General features: G+C 69.1%; 17 protein-coding genes. 9 read left to right on the top strand and 8 right to left on the bottom strand.

All coding sequences use genetic code 11. The features are described 5' to 3' along the window. Nucleotides 1-170: 170 nt before the first annotated feature. The 3 genes from NB3_RS16120 to NB3_RS16110 form a co-directional block, all read right to left on the bottom strand. Nucleotides 171-1,109, bottom strand: a complete 939-nt coding sequence (locus NB3_RS16120) for a patatin-like phospholipase family protein (RefSeq protein WP_067803643.1) — start codon at nucleotides 1,107-1,109, stop codon at nucleotides 171-173. Nucleotides 1,110-1,242: 133 nt separating this feature from the next. Further along, a complete protein-coding gene (locus NB3_RS16115; RefSeq protein ID WP_067803366.1) occupies nucleotides 1,243-3,048 on the bottom strand; it encodes an acetyl/propionyl/methylcrotonyl-CoA carboxylase subunit alpha in 1,806 nt (601 codons plus the stop codon). A 198-nt stretch (nucleotides 3,049-3,246) separates the two neighbouring features. After that, nucleotides 3,247-4,164 (bottom strand): sulfurtransferase, encoded by a 918-nt coding sequence (locus tag NB3_RS16110; RefSeq protein ID WP_067803640.1) that lies wholly within the window; start codon nucleotides 4,162-4,164, stop codon nucleotides 3,247-3,249. A gap of 168 nt (nucleotides 4,165-4,332) precedes the next feature. Here NB3_RS16110 and NB3_RS16105 point away from each other — a divergent pair, with 168 nt between their 5' ends. Then, nucleotides 4,333-5,109: a helix-turn-helix transcriptional regulator gene (locus tag NB3_RS16105; RefSeq protein ID WP_067803363.1), complete on the top strand. Its 777-nt coding sequence runs from the start codon at nucleotides 4,333-4,335 to the stop codon at nucleotides 5,107-5,109. On the opposite strand, the gene NB3_RS16100 is transcribed toward NB3_RS16105, so the two are convergent. The 3 genes from NB3_RS16100 to NB3_RS16090 all read right to left on the bottom strand — a co-directional run bounded on the left by NB3_RS16100 (nucleotide 5,038) and on the right by NB3_RS16090 (nucleotide 7,832). Further along, nucleotides 5,038-5,670: a nucleoside triphosphate pyrophosphatase gene (locus NB3_RS16100; RefSeq protein ID WP_067803360.1), complete on the bottom strand. Its 633-nt coding sequence runs from the start codon at nucleotides 5,668-5,670 to the stop codon at nucleotides 5,038-5,040. The genes NB3_RS16105 and NB3_RS16100 overlap by 72 nt on opposite strands. Then, nucleotides 5,667-5,990, bottom strand: a complete 324-nt coding sequence (locus tag NB3_RS16095) for an acyl-CoA carboxylase subunit epsilon (RefSeq protein WP_371855908.1) — start codon at nucleotides 5,988-5,990, stop codon at nucleotides 5,667-5,669. The genes NB3_RS16100 and NB3_RS16095 overlap by 4 nt, the downstream gene beginning before the upstream one ends. A 201-nt stretch (nucleotides 5,991-6,191) precedes the next feature. Then, nucleotides 6,192-7,832 (bottom strand): acyl-CoA carboxylase subunit beta, encoded by a 1,641-nt coding sequence (locus tag NB3_RS16090; RefSeq protein WP_067803354.1) that lies wholly within the window; start codon nucleotides 7,830-7,832, stop codon nucleotides 6,192-6,194. 205 nt (nucleotides 7,833-8,037) lie between these two features. Between NB3_RS16090 and NB3_RS16085 the strand changes: the two genes are divergently transcribed. Beyond that, nucleotides 8,038-8,226: a hypothetical protein gene (locus tag NB3_RS16085; RefSeq protein WP_067803351.1), complete on the top strand. Its 189-nt coding sequence runs from the start codon at nucleotides 8,038-8,040 to the stop codon at nucleotides 8,224-8,226. A 27-nt stretch (nucleotides 8,227-8,253) separates the two neighbouring features. Continuing rightward, nucleotides 8,254-9,057: a biotin--[acetyl-CoA-carboxylase] ligase gene (locus NB3_RS16080; RefSeq protein ID WP_067803349.1), complete on the top strand. Its 804-nt coding sequence runs from the start codon at nucleotides 8,254-8,256 to the stop codon at nucleotides 9,055-9,057. 45 nt (nucleotides 9,058-9,102) lie between these two features. Here the strand turns inward: NB3_RS16080 and NB3_RS16075 are convergent, their stop codons facing one another. Further along, nucleotides 9,103-10,056, bottom strand: a complete 954-nt coding sequence (locus tag NB3_RS16075) for an acyl-ACP desaturase (RefSeq protein WP_067803637.1) — start codon at nucleotides 10,054-10,056, stop codon at nucleotides 9,103-9,105. Between the two features lie 157 nt (nucleotides 10,057-10,213). Here NB3_RS16075 and NB3_RS16070 point away from each other — a divergent pair, with 157 nt between their 5' ends. Genes NB3_RS16070 through NB3_RS16060 form a run of 3 tightly spaced genes read left to right on the top strand, consistent with a single transcriptional unit; the run spans nucleotide 10,214 to nucleotide 12,757 of the window. Then, nucleotides 10,214-10,759, top strand: coding sequence for a PH domain-containing protein (locus NB3_RS16070; protein WP_067803346.1), 546 nt, complete (start codon nucleotides 10,214-10,216; stop codon nucleotides 10,757-10,759). 17 nt (nucleotides 10,760-10,776) lie between these two features. After that, on the top strand, nucleotides 10,777-11,454 hold the full coding sequence (locus tag NB3_RS16065; RefSeq protein WP_039796233.1) for a response regulator transcription factor: 678 nt from the start codon (nucleotides 10,777-10,779) through the stop codon (nucleotides 11,452-11,454). Between the two features lies 1 nt (nucleotide 11,455). Then, nucleotides 11,456-12,757, top strand: coding sequence for a sensor histidine kinase (locus NB3_RS16060; RefSeq protein ID WP_067803343.1), 1,302 nt, complete (start codon nucleotides 11,456-11,458; stop codon nucleotides 12,755-12,757). Nucleotide 12,758: 1 nt separating this feature from the next. On the opposite strand, the gene NB3_RS16055 is transcribed toward NB3_RS16060, so the two are convergent. Further along, complete coding sequence (locus tag NB3_RS16055; RefSeq protein ID WP_067803340.1) at nucleotides 12,759-13,298, bottom strand: GtrA family protein; 540 nt, start codon at nucleotides 13,296-13,298, stop codon at nucleotides 12,759-12,761. Nucleotides 13,299-13,337: 39 nt separating this feature from the next. On the opposite strand from NB3_RS16055, the gene NB3_RS16050 reads away from it, so the two are divergent. Genes NB3_RS16050 through NB3_RS16040 form a run of 3 tightly spaced genes read left to right on the top strand, consistent with a single transcriptional unit; the run spans nucleotide 13,338 to nucleotide 15,795 of the window. Next, a complete protein-coding gene (locus NB3_RS16050) occupies nucleotides 13,338-14,558 on the top strand; it encodes a 5-(carboxyamino)imidazole ribonucleotide synthase (protein ID WP_067803337.1) in 1,221 nt (406 codons plus the stop codon). Beyond that, nucleotides 14,551-15,066 (top strand): 5-(carboxyamino)imidazole ribonucleotide mutase, encoded by a 516-nt coding sequence (gene purE / locus NB3_RS16045; protein ID WP_174553213.1) that lies wholly within the window; start codon nucleotides 14,551-14,553, stop codon nucleotides 15,064-15,066. Before NB3_RS16050 ends, purE begins: the two co-directional genes overlap by 8 nt. Before the next feature lie 3 nt (nucleotides 15,067-15,069). Beyond that, complete coding sequence (locus tag NB3_RS16040) at nucleotides 15,070-15,795, top strand: phosphotransferase (protein ID WP_067803631.1); 726 nt, start codon at nucleotides 15,070-15,072, stop codon at nucleotides 15,793-15,795. The last annotated feature ends 10 nt before the right edge of the window (nucleotides 15,796-15,805 follow it).

The raw sequence follows: 15,805 nt of genomic DNA, 5'->3' as shown, positions 1-15,805 counted from the left end.
CTCGAATATCTCGCTGTCGTGGGCGGGCGGAGTTGAGGCGCGGATGAGCGCGGTGTCCACCTCGGCAGTCATGGTCCTCGCCCCGCCTTCCGGCCCGCGCGTTCCTCGCATGCCCGCTCTGGATGGGGCCCAAGCGCGCTCAGGCGGCTGGGCTACGGCGGAGCGGGCGATCAGGCGGCCGGGAGGACGGCGGAGAGCGCGCTGAGGACCGCTTGGCGGCCGATGCGAAGCCCTTCGGCCAGCAGCGTGGTGTCGCGGGCGGCGCTATCGATGTCGGGAGAGCCGGCCGGAGGGTGGATTTGCAGCACCGAATCACCGAGTTCGGCCAGCGCCCGGTCCTCGATGTCCTGCTGACCGGGGCGCTCGAGCCAGGCTCGGTACGCGCCCGGGGCCACGGCGCGCAGGTAACCGCCGCCGACGATCTGGTGCAGACGCGAGGCGGGCGGGCGCTTCTCGTCCACGCGCCGGGTGCGCAGTACCAGGGCGAGGGTGGCGCCGGCTCGGACGGCGGTGCGGATCGGCACCGTCTCGGAAAGACCGCCGTCGAAGAAGGCGGAGCCGCCGAGAGCGACCGGCGGCCCGGCCAGCAGGGGCAGGCCCGCCGACGCGCGCAACGCCCGCATCAGTGTCCGCTTGTCGGTGATGTGCGGCTGCAGATCCACCGCCTGCCCGGTGCGGATGTCGGTGGCGATCGGATGGAACGTCGTCGAGTTGGCCAGGATGGCCTCGAAGTCCATCGGTTCGACGCCGTCGTACACCTGATGCACGAGATACCGCAGATCGAAGGCCGGACGCCCGCGCAGCAGCCGGGCCGGGTCGATGGCGCGGCGCATGATCACCGGATCGGTCCACGAGCGCATACCGGGGATCGCGCGCCCGCTCAGCAGCCAGGCGCCGTTGATCGCGCCCGCCGACGTGCCGTACACGGCGTCGAACACCCCGGCGAGTCCGAGCTCATCCAGCGCGGACACCATGCCGCTGGAGTACACGCCCCGACTGCCGCCGCCCTCCACCACCAGCGCCAAGCGGTGACCGTCGGAACGGCTACCCGTGGCACGACGCGCGCGGATCGCCTCCGCGACAGGGGAGAGGCTTGTCGAGCTGGTCACCGGATCACGATACGACACCGCGGTATGCGCCTCGGGTCCAGCGGCGTGACGACGGAGGGACCGCCGCGTGAACAAAGGAGCGGGCGCGGACCTCGTGGTCCGCGCCCGCTCGTGTCCCGGTCTGCGCCGGGTACTACTTGATCTCCGCCAGAACGGTGCCCTGGGTGATCGCCGCGCCCGCCTCGACGGACAGTCCGGTGACCACACCCGCCTTGTGCGCGTTGACCGGGTTCTCCATCTTCATGGCCTCGAGCACCACGATCAGATCGCCGGCCTCGACCGACTGGCCTTCTTCCACAGCGACCTTGACGACGGTGCCCTGCATCGGAGCGGTGACCGCGTCACCGGAGGCCGCGCCGCCGCCCGCGCCGCCGCGCTTACGCGGCTTGGGCTTCTTGCGGATCACGCCCGCGCCGTTGCCCGCGGCTCCGGCCGCTCCGGCGCCGACCGTGAAGTTGCCCGGCAGCGACACCTCGACCCGGCGTCCGCCGACCTCGACGACGACCTTCTGCCGCGGCGCCTCTTCCTCCTCGTCGGCCGGGGCGCCCGCACCGGTGAAGGGCTCGACGGTGTTGACCCACTCGGTTTCGATCCACTTGGTGTAGACGTCGAACTTCTCGCCGTCACCGATGAACGCCGGATCCTCGACGATCGCCCGGTGGAACGGGATGACCGTGGCCAGACCGTCGACCTCGAACTCGGCCAGCGCGCGCCGCGCCCGCTCCAGCGCCTGCGTGCGGTTCTCGCCGGTGACGATCAGCTTGGCCAGCATCGAGTCGAACTGCCCGCCGATCACGCTGCCCTGCACCACGCCGGAGTCGACGCGGACACCGGGGCCGGTGGGCTCCTTGTACACGGTGACCGGGCCGGGGGCGGGCAGGAAGTTGCGGCCCGCGTCCTCGCCGTTGATGCGGAACTCGAAGGCGTGGCCGCGCGGCGTCGGGTCCTCGGTGATCTCCAGCTTCTCGCCGTTGGCGATGCGGAACTGCTGGCGCACCAGGTCGATGCCCGCGGTCTCCTCGGTGACCGGGTGCTCGACCTGCAGACGGGTGTTCACCTCGAGGAAGGAGACGGTCTCGCCCTGCACCAGGTACTCGACAGTCCCCGCGCCGTAGTAACCGGCTTCCTTGCAGATGGCCTTGGCCGAGGCGTGGATCTTCGCGCGCACCTCGTCGGACAGGAACGGCGCGGGGGCCTCCTCGACGAGCTTCTGGAAGCGCCGCTGCAGCGAGCAGTCGCGGGTGCCCGCGACGATGACGTTGCCGTGCTTGTCGGCGATGACCTGAGCCTCGACGTGGCGGGCCTTGTCCAGGTACTGCTCGACGAAGCACTCGCCGCGACCGAAGGCGGCGGTGGCCTCACGCACGGCCGAGTCGTACAGCTCCGGGATCTCCTCGATGGTGTGCGCGACCTTCATGCCGCGGCCACCACCGCCGAACGCCGCCTTGATGGCGACCGGCACGCCGTACTTCTTCGCGAACTCGACGACCTCGCTCGCGTCCTTGACCGGGTCCTTGGTGCCCGCGGCCATCGGCGCCTTCGCGCGCTCGGCGATGTGCCGCGCGGTGACCTTGTCGCCCAGGTCGCGGATGGACTGCGGGGAGGGGCCGATCCAGATCAGCCCTGCGTCGATGACGGCCTGGGCGAAGTCGGCGTTCTCCGACAGGAAGCCGTAACCGGGGTGGATGGCGTCGGCGCCGGACTTGGCCGCTGCGTCGAGGATCTTGTCGAAGACCAGGTACGACTCGGCCGAGGTCTGCCCGCCGAGGGCGAAGGCCTCGTCGGCGAGCTTGACGAACGGGGCATCGGCATCCGGCTCGGCGTAAACGGCGACGCTGCCGATACCGGCGTCCTTGGCCGCCCGGATCACGCGCACGGCGATCTCGCCTCGGTTAGCTACGAGTACCTTTGTGATCCGCGCGCTGGCATGGCTGGGCACTGAGCCTCCTGTGTGCATTCTTCTGGTCGCTTCGCCGGGGGGTGGGGTCGCTGCGCAGGCTCCGCTCCCGTCATCGACAAACTTACGTCTCGGGCGAGTGTAGGCAGTCTGCCAACAGTCGCCGAACTCGGCTAGCCCTACTGAACAGTAGGTCGCGGATCACAACGTACGCGTCCTGTGTTTGGGACCCCGCCCCGGCTACCTGCTTCGCGTGCGCCGCGCCCCGGCGCGCGCGGGCACTTCACCGGGTTCGCCGCCCGTGGCGATCGGCATGCGCACGGAGTTGCCCCACTCGGTCCACGACCCGTCGTAGTTGCGTACGCCGCGCCGTCCGAGCAGGTAGGTCAGGACGAACCAGGTGTGACCGGATCGCGCGCCGACTCGACTGTAGACGATCACGTCCTGCGCGCCGGTCAACGCGCGGTAGACGTCGTCGAGTTCGGTGCGGGAGCGGAAACGCCCGTCGGCGGTCAGCGCCTCCGACCAGGGGATGTTCGACGCGCTCGGGATGTGGCCGTCGCGCAATGCCGCGCCTTCCGGATCGACCGGTCGCAGCGTGGGCGCGCCTGAGTACTCCTCGGCGGAGCGTACGTCGAGCACCGGTTTGCCGAGGTGGGCGAGCACGTCCTCGCGGAAGGCGCGAAAGGTGCCGTCGTCGCGCCGCACGGCCGGATAGCCGCTGCGCACGGGGTAGTCGGGTTCGAACGTCGTGTCGCGCCCTTCGGAGATCCACGCCGCGCGGCCGCCGTCGAGCAGGCGCACGTCCTCGTGCCCGAACAGGGTGAACACCCAGGCCGCGTGCGCCGCCTGGGTGTTGCCCCGGTCGCCGTAGATCACAACCGTGTCGTCACGATCGATACCTTTCGCGCGCATCAGTTCGGTGAAGCGCGTTCCGTCGATATAGTCGCGCGTGACCGGATCGTTCAGATCGCTTCGCCAATCCAGTTTGGTGGCGCCCGGAACGTGCCCGATGTCGTAGAGCAGCGTGTCCTCGTTGGCCTCGATGATCTTGAGTCCCCGCGCGCCTATGTTTGCCGACAGCCACTCCGTGGTTACTAGTCGGTGAGGGTGTGCGTAGGAACCGAGCGAGGGATGAGGGTCCGGAGCGACGGGCACGGTGTTGGGTCCTTCACGCATGGGTGGACGGCGGTGGCGGCGGTTCGAGGTCTCACAACGAGGGTAGTTGTGGGGCGACAGTGACTCTCGTTTCAGATCACAAATCGGATGAGGGCCGAATAAAGGGCACCTACATCCGATAAAGTCTCCCGGGAGGAGGGGTGAGCTATGTCCGATTCTTGGCCGCGGCGGCGACTGCTCGCGATCCTACGTGGCGCCAGCGAGCCTCTCGACGCCCAGGAACTGGCCAGAATCACCGGACAGCACGTCACCACGGTCCGATTCCACCTGGACGTGCTCACCAGGGAATCCCTCGTCCGGCAGTTCCAGCAGCCGCCGCGTGGCCGCGGGCGGCCGCGCATCGGATACAGCGCGGTGCAGCGATCGGTCGGCTACCAGGATCTGGCGCAGGTGCTCGCCGACCAGCTCGGTCCCGATCCCCGGCGCAGAGCCGAGGCGGCGAACGCGGCGGGCCGCGCCTGGGGCAGCAGACTCGACGTCGGTGACCATCGGGTCGAGTCGCTGGATGACGCCAAGGACCTCACGATGACGTTGATGTCGGAACTGGGTTTCGCGCCCGAGCGCGACCCTTCCCCGGAGAACGAGGGGAAGGTGCTGATCCGGCTGACGGCATGCCCGCTGCGCGAACTCGCGCGGACGCATTCCGACGTGGTCTGCGGCGTGCATCAGGGGCTGCTGGAAGACGTCCTGCGCAGGGGCGGCGCACAGGGGACCGTCGACGTGCGGATGCATCCGTTCGTGGAGCCCGAGCTGTGCGTGGCCCGTCTGGAACTCGTCGCGGCGCAGCGCGCCGAAGCCCAGGAGCCGGCGAAGGCGCCCCCCGGCGGTGACGCCGAGGCGCTGACCACGCCGTCAGGCCGTATGGCCCCACAGCTGCGTAACGCTGATCCCAATATCGCCAAGCAGTCGGCGCAGCAGTGGTAATCCGATGCCGATGACGCTGGACGGGTCGCCATCGATGCGATCGACGAACCAGCCGCCGAGGCCGTCGAGGGTGAACGCGCCCGCCACCTGGAGCGGCTCGCCGGTCGCGATGTAGGCGTCCAGCTCGTCCGGCTCCGGCTTGGCGAAATGCACGGTGGTGCTGCTGCAATCGACCGCCTCGGCGATGATCGCGCCGTCGCGCATCCGCAGCACGCAGTGACCGGTCACCAGATCCGCGCTGCGCCCGGCCATGTCGCCCCAGCGCGCGCGAGCGACCTCGGGGGTGTGCGGCTTGCCCTGCAACTCGCCGTCGACGAGCAGCATGGAATCACAGGCCACCACGACGCAATCGGCGGCGAACTCCGGAATCGCGGCGGCGACGGCCGCCGCTTTGGCGCGCGCCAGCTCCACCACGACGCCCTGCGGAGGCGTGTCATCGGGAAGGGCTGCGGCGACCGCGTCCTCGTCCACGGCGGAGACCCGGACGATCGGGTCGATGCCCGCCGAGCGGAGCACCTCCCGGCGGGCCGGGGACGCGGAGGCCAGGATCAGCCGCGTCACCCGCGCAGGTGGGACAACTGCGGGAAGGAGTACGGGGAGAACGGGGAAGCGCCACGATGCATCAGCGTCGGGTGGCCCCACAGGTCCGGCGGGCCCGTCGGACCCGCGGGCGCGGCGCTGTTCGCGACGGCGGAAAGCACGCACACCAGCGCGGCGAGTTCCTCGTCGGTCGGCGAGCCCTTCACGACACGGAAGAACGGCTCCGGGGTGGCCTCGGCGGATTGCGCTGTCGCGTCCGAGCCGGCTGACCCGGCCTCGTCCGCGATCGGGTCGACTGTGAGATCCAGTTCGACGGCGCTCAACACATCTTCTTCTGCCACGGTCGTCACAGTGCCAGGTCCTCTCTTCGCCTTGGTCAGCGGAACTGATCAGGCTGTTCCCGTTTTCCGACAAGTTATGGATGAAGCAACCGTCCTCGGACGCACTCATTGCTTCTCTGCAACAAGCCGGTACTCGCCAGAGTAAGTGCTACCGAAGCGGATGCCACCCTTTGTGCGCGGCTTATCGAGGTTATCGCTCGATCACAGCGGGATGTTGCCGTGTTTCTTCGGCGGCAGGGTCACCATCTTGCGCTCCAGCAGACGCAGCGCGGAGACGATCTGGCCGCGAGTGTGCGACGGCGGGATGACCGCGTCCACGTAGCCGCGCTCGGCGGCGACGTACGGGTTCACGAGCGTGTCCTCGTACTCGTTCTGGAGCTCGAGCCGCAGCGCATCGACGTCGCCGCCGTCTTTGGCGGCCTGCTGCAGCTGCTTGCGGTAGACGAACCCGACGGCGCCGGAAGCGCCCATGACGGCGATCTGAGCGGTCGGCCAGGCCAGGTTCACGTCGGCGCCCATGTGCTTGGAACCCATGACGTCGTAGGCGCCGCCGTAGGCCTTGCGGGTGATGATCGTGATTTTGCCCACAGTGGCCTCGCCGTAGGCGTAGAGCAGTTTCGCGCCGCGCCGGATGATGCCGTTGTATTCCTGTCCGGTGCCGGGCAGGAAGCCTGGCACGTCGACCAGGGTGATGATCGGGATGTTGAACGCGTCGCAGGTGCGCACGAAGCGCGCGGCCTTCTCCGAGGCGTCGATGTCCAGGCAGCCCGCGAACTGGGTGGGCTGGTTGGCCACGATGCCGACGCTGCGGCCGTCGATCCGGCCGAAGCCGACGACGATGTTCATCGCGCGCTCGGCCTGCACCTCGAGGAACTCGTCGTCGTCGAGCAGACGACGGATCACCTCGTGCATGTCGTAGGGCTGGTTCGGCGAGTCCGGGATGATCGTGTCGAGTTCGAGGTCCTCTTCGGTGAGCGAGTCCTCGATCGCGCCGTCGATCGGGTCGGTGGCCGGGAACCGCGGCGCCTCGGCGCGGTTGTTGCTCGGCAGGTAGGACAGCAGATCCTTGACGTAGTCCAGGGCGTCCTGCTCGCCGGAGGCGACGTAGTGCGCCACGCCGGACTTGGTCATGTGCGTGTGCGCGCCGCCCAGGTCCTCCATGGTGACGTCCTCGCCGGTGACCGTCTTGATGACGTCGGGGCCGGTGACGAACATCTGGCTGCTGCCGTCGACCATCACGACGAAGTCGGTCAGCGCGGGGGAGTACACGTGACCACCGGCGGCGGGGCCCATGATCAGCGAGATCTGCGGGATCACGCCGGAGGCCTGGATGTTGCGGTGGAAGATCTCGCCGTAGAGGCCGAGGGAGACCACGCCCTCCTGGATGCGCGCGCCCGCGCCCTCGTTGATGCCGATCAGCGGGCGGCCCGTCTTCAGGGCCAGGTCCATGACCTTGACGATCTTCTCGCCGTAGACCTCGCCGAGGCTGCCGCCGAACACCGTGACGTCCTGGCTGAAGATGCACACGTCGCGGCCGTCGATGGTGCCGTAACCGGTCACCACGCCGTCGCCGAGCGGGCGGTTGTTCTCCAGGCCGAAGTTCACGCTGCGGTGGCGGGCCAAGGCGTCGAGTTCGACGAACGAGCCTTCGTCCAGCAGGGCGAGGATGCGCTCGCGGGCGGTCATCTTGCCCTTCGCGTGCACCTTGTCGACCGCGGCCTCACCCATCGGGTGCTTGGCCTCTTCCAGCCGATTCCGCAGGTCAGCCAGCTTCCCAGCGGTGGTGTGGATATCGGGGGAACCCGCGGGACCTGATGCGGGCTGCTGCTGGACACTCGTCATGGCATCGCAGTGTAACCAGTGCCAGTGCGTGTCTGTAACCCAGAGTGGGGCTACCGGCGAGTAGAAAACCGCAGCTAGATCAGATTTCGGAGGCAAACTTCCTGGTCGGTAGCGGGGTTGGGGAGGCGGAAAACAAGTATCGCGCTCCGTTGGGGTCCGGATAGCCTGAGGGCGAAGGATTCCGGGCTCAGGGGAGGAGCGCGTCATGTGGGAATGGGGTAGAGCGTTCGCCGAATACGGCGCCGCGACGGCGTGGACGCGGACCACGGAGACTGCCGCGAAGTACGGCGATCCGGAGTGCCTGCCGGAGACGGCGGAAGGCGAGCGGGAGGAAGACGACGCGGGCATGGCGGCGCGCGACCCGCTCGTATCCGGGTACGACCTCGCCGGGTAGCGCCCGCGCGGCGAGTAGCCTGCCGGTGTGCAGAGGCCACCTTTGGATGCAGAGCAGTTGCGGCGCAGTGCCGTCGACTCGCCCGAACTGTCGTTCTTCGCGCGGATCGACGTGGTGGAGTCGACCGGGTCCACGAACGCGGATCTGATCGCGCTGGCGGCCGATCCGGCCGCCGACCGCGTGGTTCTGCTGGCGGAAACCCAAGTGCAGGGGCGTGGCAGGCACGCGAGGACCTGGGTCAGCCCGCCGCGGGCGCAGCTGGCGATGTCGATACTCGTGCGTCTGCCCGGGATCGGCCCCGCCTCGCTGGCCTGGCTGGCGCTGCTCACCGGCGTCGCCGTGGTCGACGCGCTGCGGACGACGGCGGACGTGCCCGCGGAACTCAAGTGGCCCAACGACGTGCTGATCGACGGCCGCAAGGTCGCAGGCATCCTGGCCGAGGTCGCGGCGGGCGGGGACGGCGCCCCCGCCGTCGTGATCGGGCTCGGACTCAACGTGAGTCTGACCCGGGAAGAACTGCCGGTGCCGCACGCCACGTCGCTGACCATCGCGGGCGCGCGCGAGACCGACCGCACGGTGCTCGTGCGGTCGCTGCTGACCGAGTTCGCGCAGCGTTTCACCGCCTGGCGCGACGCGGACTGGGCGACCGACGAACTGGCCGCCGCCTACCGCGAGCGGTGCGCCACGATCGGCACCGAGGTCCGCGCCGAGCTGCCCGGCGGCCGGATGCTCACCGGCATCGCCGACGGTATCGATGACTACGGCCGCCTGCTCATCGGCGGCGAAGCGGTGTCGGCGGGCGACGTGACCCATCTGCGCGCCCAGTACTGAGCCTGCCGGGACATTCGCCGCCCGATCGGCCGAGCCCGGCGGTCTCTAGACGGGCTGGGCGGCGCCACGCGCGGCGTCCCTGGCGAGGGCGCGATCGCGCTGCTCCTCGAACTTGATCACGTCCTTGCCCAGTTTCTCCAGGAACTCGCCCAATTGGTCGCGCGCCCGCTCGCCGCGCGGCCCGAAATCCGTGCGCTCGAAGACGTTCCACTGCTTGAGCACCGGTTCGAGGACCTCCTCCAGGTGCTGGCGCAGATCGTAGATGCCGTGCTTGGCCATCAACACGCCGTAACGGCGGAAATTGGGCATCCCCGCGCCCGGCATCACGAAGTTCGTCACGATCTTGGTGATCGCGGGCATGGCCTGGTCGGGGACCAGGTCCAGCGCCGCGCCGCACACTGCGCGATAGAAGATCATGTGCAGGTTCTCGTCGGCGGCGATGCGCTGGAGCAGTCGATCGGCGACGGCGTCGTCACACGCCTTGCCGGTATTGCGGTGCGACACACGGGTGGCCAGTTCCTGGAAGGTGACGTAGGCGACGCTCGCCAGGAAGCCGCCCCACCCGTCCGGCGACTGGATGCCGTTGCTCATGTGCGCCATTCGAGCCTCTTCCAGGGCGACCGGATCGACGGCGCGGGTGACCACCAGGTAGTCCCGCATGGCGATGCCGTGGCGGTTCTCCTCGGCGGTCCAGCGATCGACCCAGGTGCCCCACGGGCCGTCCTCGGAGAAGTTCTGCGCGATCTCGCGGTGGTAGGAGGGCAGGTTGTCCTCGGTGAGCAGGTTGGTGATCATGGCGACCCTGGCGACCTCGCCGAGGCGGGATTGCTCCGGCGCCCAGTCCTCGCCACCGAGGGCGGCGAAGTTGCGGCCCTCGCTCCACGGCACGTAGTCGTGCGGATTCCAGTCTTTCGCCATGGACAGGTGCCGATCGACATTCGCTTCGGCGACGGGTTCGAGTTCGGCCAGGATCTGCAGCGGGGTCAGGTCTTCGGTCACGCGTTCCTCCACGGTCGGAATCGGCGATGATGGAGCCGGGCGTTGCGCGATACAGAGAGCCACTGCGCGGAATGGTCACACGTAGGGTGCCGATTGTGCAGCATGACGCGCTGCGGTGTCAGCCGTTCGGGCACTTCGACGCGGTAGTGTGCCTGACATGGGTTATCCCGAGGATGTGCTGGCGCCCGACGAACGGTTGCTGCTGCATCGCCACCCGCATTGGAAGATGCTCTTCTGGCCGATCGTGACGCTCATCGTGGCCACCGCTCTCGCGGGTTTCACAGGGGGACTCATTTCGCGGAAGGCCACCGGCACCACCGGCTCGGCGCTGCTCATCACCGTGCTCGTGGTGTATGTGGCGATTCTGCTCTGGCGTTGCGCCGTACCGATAATCAGTTGGAAGTCGACGCATTTCATCGTCACCGACCGGCGGGTGCTGGTGCGTCAGGGCGTGCTCACCCACAGCGGCATCGACATCCCGATGAGCCGGATCTCCAGCGTGCAGTTCCGGCACGGGCTGTTCGATCGGCTGCTCGGCACCGGGACCTTGATCATCGAGTCGTCCTCCTCGGAGCCGCTGGAATACGACGACATCCCCGCGGTCCAGCAGGTGCATTCGCTGCTCTACCACCAAGTGTTCGAGGTCGAACGCCATCGGGACGGGCGCGACGAGCGCCGGGACGACCGTCGCAGCTACCGGTGAGCCCGTAACCTGGGCGTATGACCGCTGTACTGCTGGCCGAGGACGACGACGCCATAGCGGCCCCGTTGTCGCGCGCGCTCGGCCGCGAGGGCTACTCGGTGACCGTCGAGAGTTTCGGCCCCGCCGTGTTGCAGCGGGCCCTGGAAGGCGGGCACGACCTGCTGATTCTCGATCTCGGTCTGCCCGGGATGGACGGGCTGGAGGTGTGCCGTCAGGTGCGCGCCCGCGGCGCTGATCTGGCCGTGCTGATGCTCACCGCGCGCACCGACGAGGTGGATTTCGTGGTGGGGCTGGACGCGGGCGCCGACGACTACGTCGGCAAGCCGTTCCGGCTCGCCGAGCTGCTCGCCCGGGTGCGAGCGTTGTTGCGGCGCAGCGGGATCGGCGACGACACGGTCGAGGTGGGCGGTATCCGGCTGGAGCCCGCCGCCCGGCGCGTACTGGTCAACGGCGTCGAAATCGGTTTGGCCAACAAAGAATACGAGTTGCTCAAGGTGCTGATCGACCGGGCCGGTCAGGTGGTGCCGCGTGAGACCATTCTGCGCGAGGTCTGGGGCGACGCGGAGTTGCGCGGGTCCAAGACGTTGGACATGCACATGTCCTGGCTGCGCCGCAAGATCGGGGACGAGGGCCCCATGGCCGAGCGGCGCATCGTCACCGTCCGCGGTGTCGGATTCCGGCTGAACACCGACTGACGTGCGCCGCCGAATCCTGCGTTCCATGCTCACCGTGCTGACCCTCACCACGGTGGTGCTCGGCGTACCGCTCATCTACACGGCGTGGTTGTGGGTGGAGGACATCACACGCAACGACCTGCAGAACCGGCTGGACCGGATCGCCGCGGAGATCATCGCGCAGGAACGCGACGGCACGGTGTCCGGCGAGCTGGACATCCGGTCGGTGGCGCCGCTGGTGCCCGAGAACGGCAGACTCACCATCGTCTATCCGTCGCGGCAGGACAACGCCGTGCGCCGCGACGTCGGTGTGGCCCAGGTGTCCGACCCGCTGGTGGAGTCGCTGTCGATGGGCAAGTCCGCGTCGCTGCGCCTGGAGGTGCCGTCCGCGCCGATGCACGCCATGCAGCGCCAAGCGGTCGCGGTGGTCGCGCTGGCGGTGCTCGCCTCGCTCGGCGCGGCGGTCTCGGTCGCGGTGGTCACCGCCCGGCGGGTGGCCGATCCGCTCCGGGACGTCGCCGCGCGCGCGGCGCGGCTGGCCATGGGCGATTTCCGGCCCGATCCGCGCAGGCACGGCATCTCGGAACTGGATCGCGTCTCCGACGTGCTGGACTCGGCGACGGTGGAGATCGCCGGACGACTCCAGCGCGAACACGCCCTGGTGGCGGACGTCTCCCATCAGCTGCGCAGTAGGTTGACCGCCGTGCGGTTGCGCCTGGACGAGTTGTCCGCGCACGCCGATCCGGAGGTGGTGCACGAGGCCGAGGAGGCGATGGCCCAGGTCGACCGGCTCACCGACGCGATCGACGATCTGGTCCGCGCCTCCCGCGACGAGGACGCGGCCGACCGCGATCCGGTGCCGGTGATGGACGAGCTGCGCGGCGTCGTGGCCGAATGGAAGCACCCGTTCACCGAGGCGGGCCGCACGCTCACCCTCACCGGCGACGAGTCGTTGCGCGCCCCGGTCACGGGTTCGCGGTTGCGCGAGGCGGTGGCGGTGCTGGTGGACAACGCGCTCATGCACGGCGGCGGGACCTGCACGGTGTCGGTGCGCTCGGTGCGGCCCGGGGCCGATCGCGAGCCGCTGGTGTGCGTCGAGGTGGCCGACGAGGGGCACGGGGTGCGCGACGAGCTGGCTCCGCACATCTTCGACCGCGGTTTCTCCGCGGGCGGCTCCACCGGTGTCGGGCTGGCGCTGGCGCGGGCGCTGGTCGAGGCGGACGGCGGGCGGCTGGAATTGCAGCGACGCAGGCCCGCGCTGTTCGCGGTGTTCCTCGGGTCGAAGGCCCGTCCGGCCAGCTCGGTGGCGCCCGAGCCGCGGTGACTCAGCCGCGCCCGAGTTCCTCTTCCACGAGATCGACGAATTCCGCTTCGAGTTCGCTCATTTCGTCGGGGAACACCCAGCGGCGCATCGCCCAGAAACGGAACGCCATCTGCAGCAGATTGCCGATGATGAACGCGCTGATGAAGTCGGCGATGTTCTCGACCGTGAAGCTCACGTTGGGCTGGCGCAGGTCGAAGACGTAGCTGGATATCCACAGCGGGGTGAAGGCGAGTACCACGCCGACGCCGCTGACGACGAAGAACAGCAGCGCTTCGTGGTGACGTTCCCGCCCGCCACGATTCTTGAACGACCATTCCCGGTTCAGAATGTAGGACGCGATCACGGCGATGACGCCGGAAATGATCTTGGCCGTGACCGGTTTCTCCGCGAGCACCGTCCACTTGAGCACGTAGAAGATGCCGCTGTCGATCACGAACGTGGTCGCGCCGACGATCGCGAACTTGATCAATTCCCGCTGCCGGTACGCGATATCTTGCAGCGGCTGGGGGAGGACGCTGACCACGTCGTCGACGAATGACACAAGACCGGAGTGTACCGGTCACTGTCATTTGCGCCGGACATGACAATATTGTCCGACGTGAGCGCACGTTCCTTCGATCCATCGGCCATGCCAACCGTCACCATGATCGGCGGCGGCCAGCTGGCGCGCATGACCCACCAGGCGGCGATCGCCCTCGGCCAGCGGCTGCGCGTGCTGGCCGAGAAGCCCGACGACCCGGCCGCCCAGGTCAGCCCCGAGGTGGTGCTCGGCAGCCACACCGACCTGGGCGCGCTGCGTAAGGCGGCGGTCGGCTCGCACGCGCTGACCTTCGACCACGAGCACGTGCCGACCGAGCACCTGGAGGCGCTGGTCGCCGAGGGCGTCAACGTGCAGCCGCCGCCGCAGGCGCTGGTCTACGCGCAGGACAAGCTGGCGATGCGAGTGAAACTGAGCGAACTCGGACTCCCCGTGCCCGCGTTCACGCCGGTGGGCTCGGTCGACGACGCGGTGCGCTTCGGCGACGAGCACGGCTGGCGGATCGTGCTGAAGGCGGTGCGCGGCGGCTACGACGGGCGCGGCGTGTGGATGCCCGAGTCCGCCGAGGAGGCCGCCGCGATCGCCACCGATCAGCTCGCGTACGGCGTCCAGTTGCTGGCCGAGACGAAGGTCGAGCTGAAACGAGAGCTCTCGGCGATGGTGGCCCGTTCGCCGTTCGGGCAGGCGGCGACCTGGCCCGTGGTGGAGACCGTGCAGCGCAAGGGACAGTGCGCGGTCGTCATCGCGCCTGCGCCCGGCCTGCCGGAGGACACGGCCGCCGCGGCGGAGACCATGGCGTTGAATCTCGCCAGGGAACTCGGCGTCGTCGGCGTCATGGCGGTGGAGCTGTTCGAGACCGTCGAGGGCGAGCTGCTGGTGAACGAGCTGGCCATGCGTCCGCACAACTCGGGGCACTGGGGCATGGACGGCGCCCGCACCGGGCAGTTCGAGCAGCACTTGCGCGCCGTGCTGGACTACCCGCTCGGCGACACCGCGCCGCTGGCGCCGGTGACCGTGATGGCGAACATCCTCGGCGCGCCGCAGGCCCCGGAGATGTCGATGGACGAGCGGCTGCACCACCTGTTCGCCAGGATGCCGGAGGCGAAGGTGCACCTCTACGGCAAGGGCGAGCGCCAGGATCGCAAGATCGGGCACGTCAACATCCTCGGCGACGACGTGGCCGAGGTCAGGGAGAAGGCCGAGCGGGCGGCGCACTGGATGTCGCACGCGATCTGGACCGACGGATGGGATCCGCATGAGTGAGGAACTGGCCATCGCCCCCGCGGTCGGCCTGATCATGGGCAGCGACTCCGACTGGCCGACCATGGAGGCCGCCGCGGAGGCGCTGGCGGAGTTCGGGATCCGCTTCGAGGTGGGCGTCGTGTCGGCGCACCGCACTCCGCAGCGCATGCTCGACTACGCGCGTTCGGCGGCGGGTCGCGGGTTGAAGGTCATCATCGCCGGCGCGGGCGGCGCGGCGCACCTGCCCGGCATGGTCGCCTCCGCGACTCCGCTGCCGGTGATCGGCGTGCCGGTGCCGCTGAAGTACCTCGACGGCATGGATTCCCTGCTGTCCATCGTCCAGATGCCCGCGGGCGTGCCGGTCGCCACCGTCTCCATCGGCGGCGCCCGCAACGCGGGCCTGCTCGCCGCCCGCATCCTCGCCGCCCACGACCCCTCCCTGCGCACCCGCATGGAACAGTTCCAAGCCGGGCTCGAGCAGATGGTTCTGCAAAAGGACGACGCGCTCCGCACCAAGCTCCTGGGCTGAGTGGTGCCCGAGGTCCCCTTACCTGGGGGGTCGGTCAACGTCGTGGTGCGAGTCGGCGACACCGTTCGCCGCCGCCCCGGCGCACGCGCAGATTTCGTGCACGGACTGCTCGCGTTTTTCGAGAGATCCGGCTGGGCGGGCGCGGCTCGCTTGCTGGGGATGGACGAGCAAGGGCGCGAAATCCTCACCTACCTCGACGGGCAGGTGCCGTTCGATGGACTTCACTCGGCATCGACCGGCTCCCGCGCGGCCTTGACTCGAGTGGCGGAGCTGATCCGCGAGTTCCACGATCTGACCGCGGGCACCGACCTCGCCGGGGATGCGGAGGTGGTCTGTCACAACGACCTCTCGCCGCGAAACACGGTGTACCGCGACGGCATGCGGCCCGTGGCGTTCCTGGACTGGGACCTCGCCGCCCCTGGTCGCCGCATCCACGATCTCGCGCATGCCTGCTGGCAGTTTCTCGACCTGGGTCCCGGTGTCCGCGACCTCCCCGGAACCGCCGCACTGCTGCGCCTCATGTGCGACGCCTACGGAACCGGCGAACGCGCCGAACTCGTCGACACGATCCTGTGGTGGCAGCAGCGCTGCGCGCGCGGCATCGAAACCGCCTCCGCTGCCGGCGAACCCGCCATGGTGCGCCTCAGCGCGAACGGCGTGCCCGCACGCGTTCGCGCCGCACAGCGATGGGTCACCGAGCATCGCGCCGAACTGGAAGCCGCGTTGTAGCGCGCCGAAG

It is taken from the genome of Nocardia beijingensis NBRC 16342 (assembly GCF_001612785.1).
Classification (GTDB): domain Bacteria; phylum Actinomycetota; class Actinomycetes; order Mycobacteriales; family Mycobacteriaceae; genus Nocardia; species Nocardia beijingensis.
This window is presented reverse-complemented; position numbering and strand designations above follow the sequence as displayed.

What these genes read in the sequence shown, in the direction of transcription:
- NB3_RS16105 (WP_067803363.1), top strand. Translation starts at nt 4,333, where the DNA reads ATGTCCGATTCTTGGCCGCGGCGGCGACTGCTCGCGATCCTACGTGGC.
- NB3_RS16090 (WP_067803354.1), bottom strand. Translation starts at nt 7,832, where the DNA reads ATGACGAGTGTCCAGCAGCAGCCCGCATCAGGTCCCGCGGGTTCCCCC.
- NB3_RS16085 (WP_067803351.1), top strand. Translation starts at nt 8,038, where the DNA reads ATGTGGGAATGGGGTAGAGCGTTCGCCGAATACGGCGCCGCGACGGCG.
- NB3_RS16070 (WP_067803346.1), top strand. Translation starts at nt 10,214, where the DNA reads ATGGGTTATCCCGAGGATGTGCTGGCGCCCGACGAACGGTTGCTGCTG.
- NB3_RS16065 (WP_039796233.1), top strand. Translation starts at nt 10,777, where the DNA reads ATGACCGCTGTACTGCTGGCCGAGGACGACGACGCCATAGCGGCCCCG.
- NB3_RS16050 (WP_067803337.1), top strand. Translation starts at nt 13,338, where the DNA reads ATGACAATATTGTCCGACGTGAGCGCACGTTCCTTCGATCCATCGGCC.
- purE (WP_174553213.1), top strand. Translation starts at nt 14,551, where the DNA reads ATGAGTGAGGAACTGGCCATCGCCCCCGCGGTCGGCCTGATCATGGGC.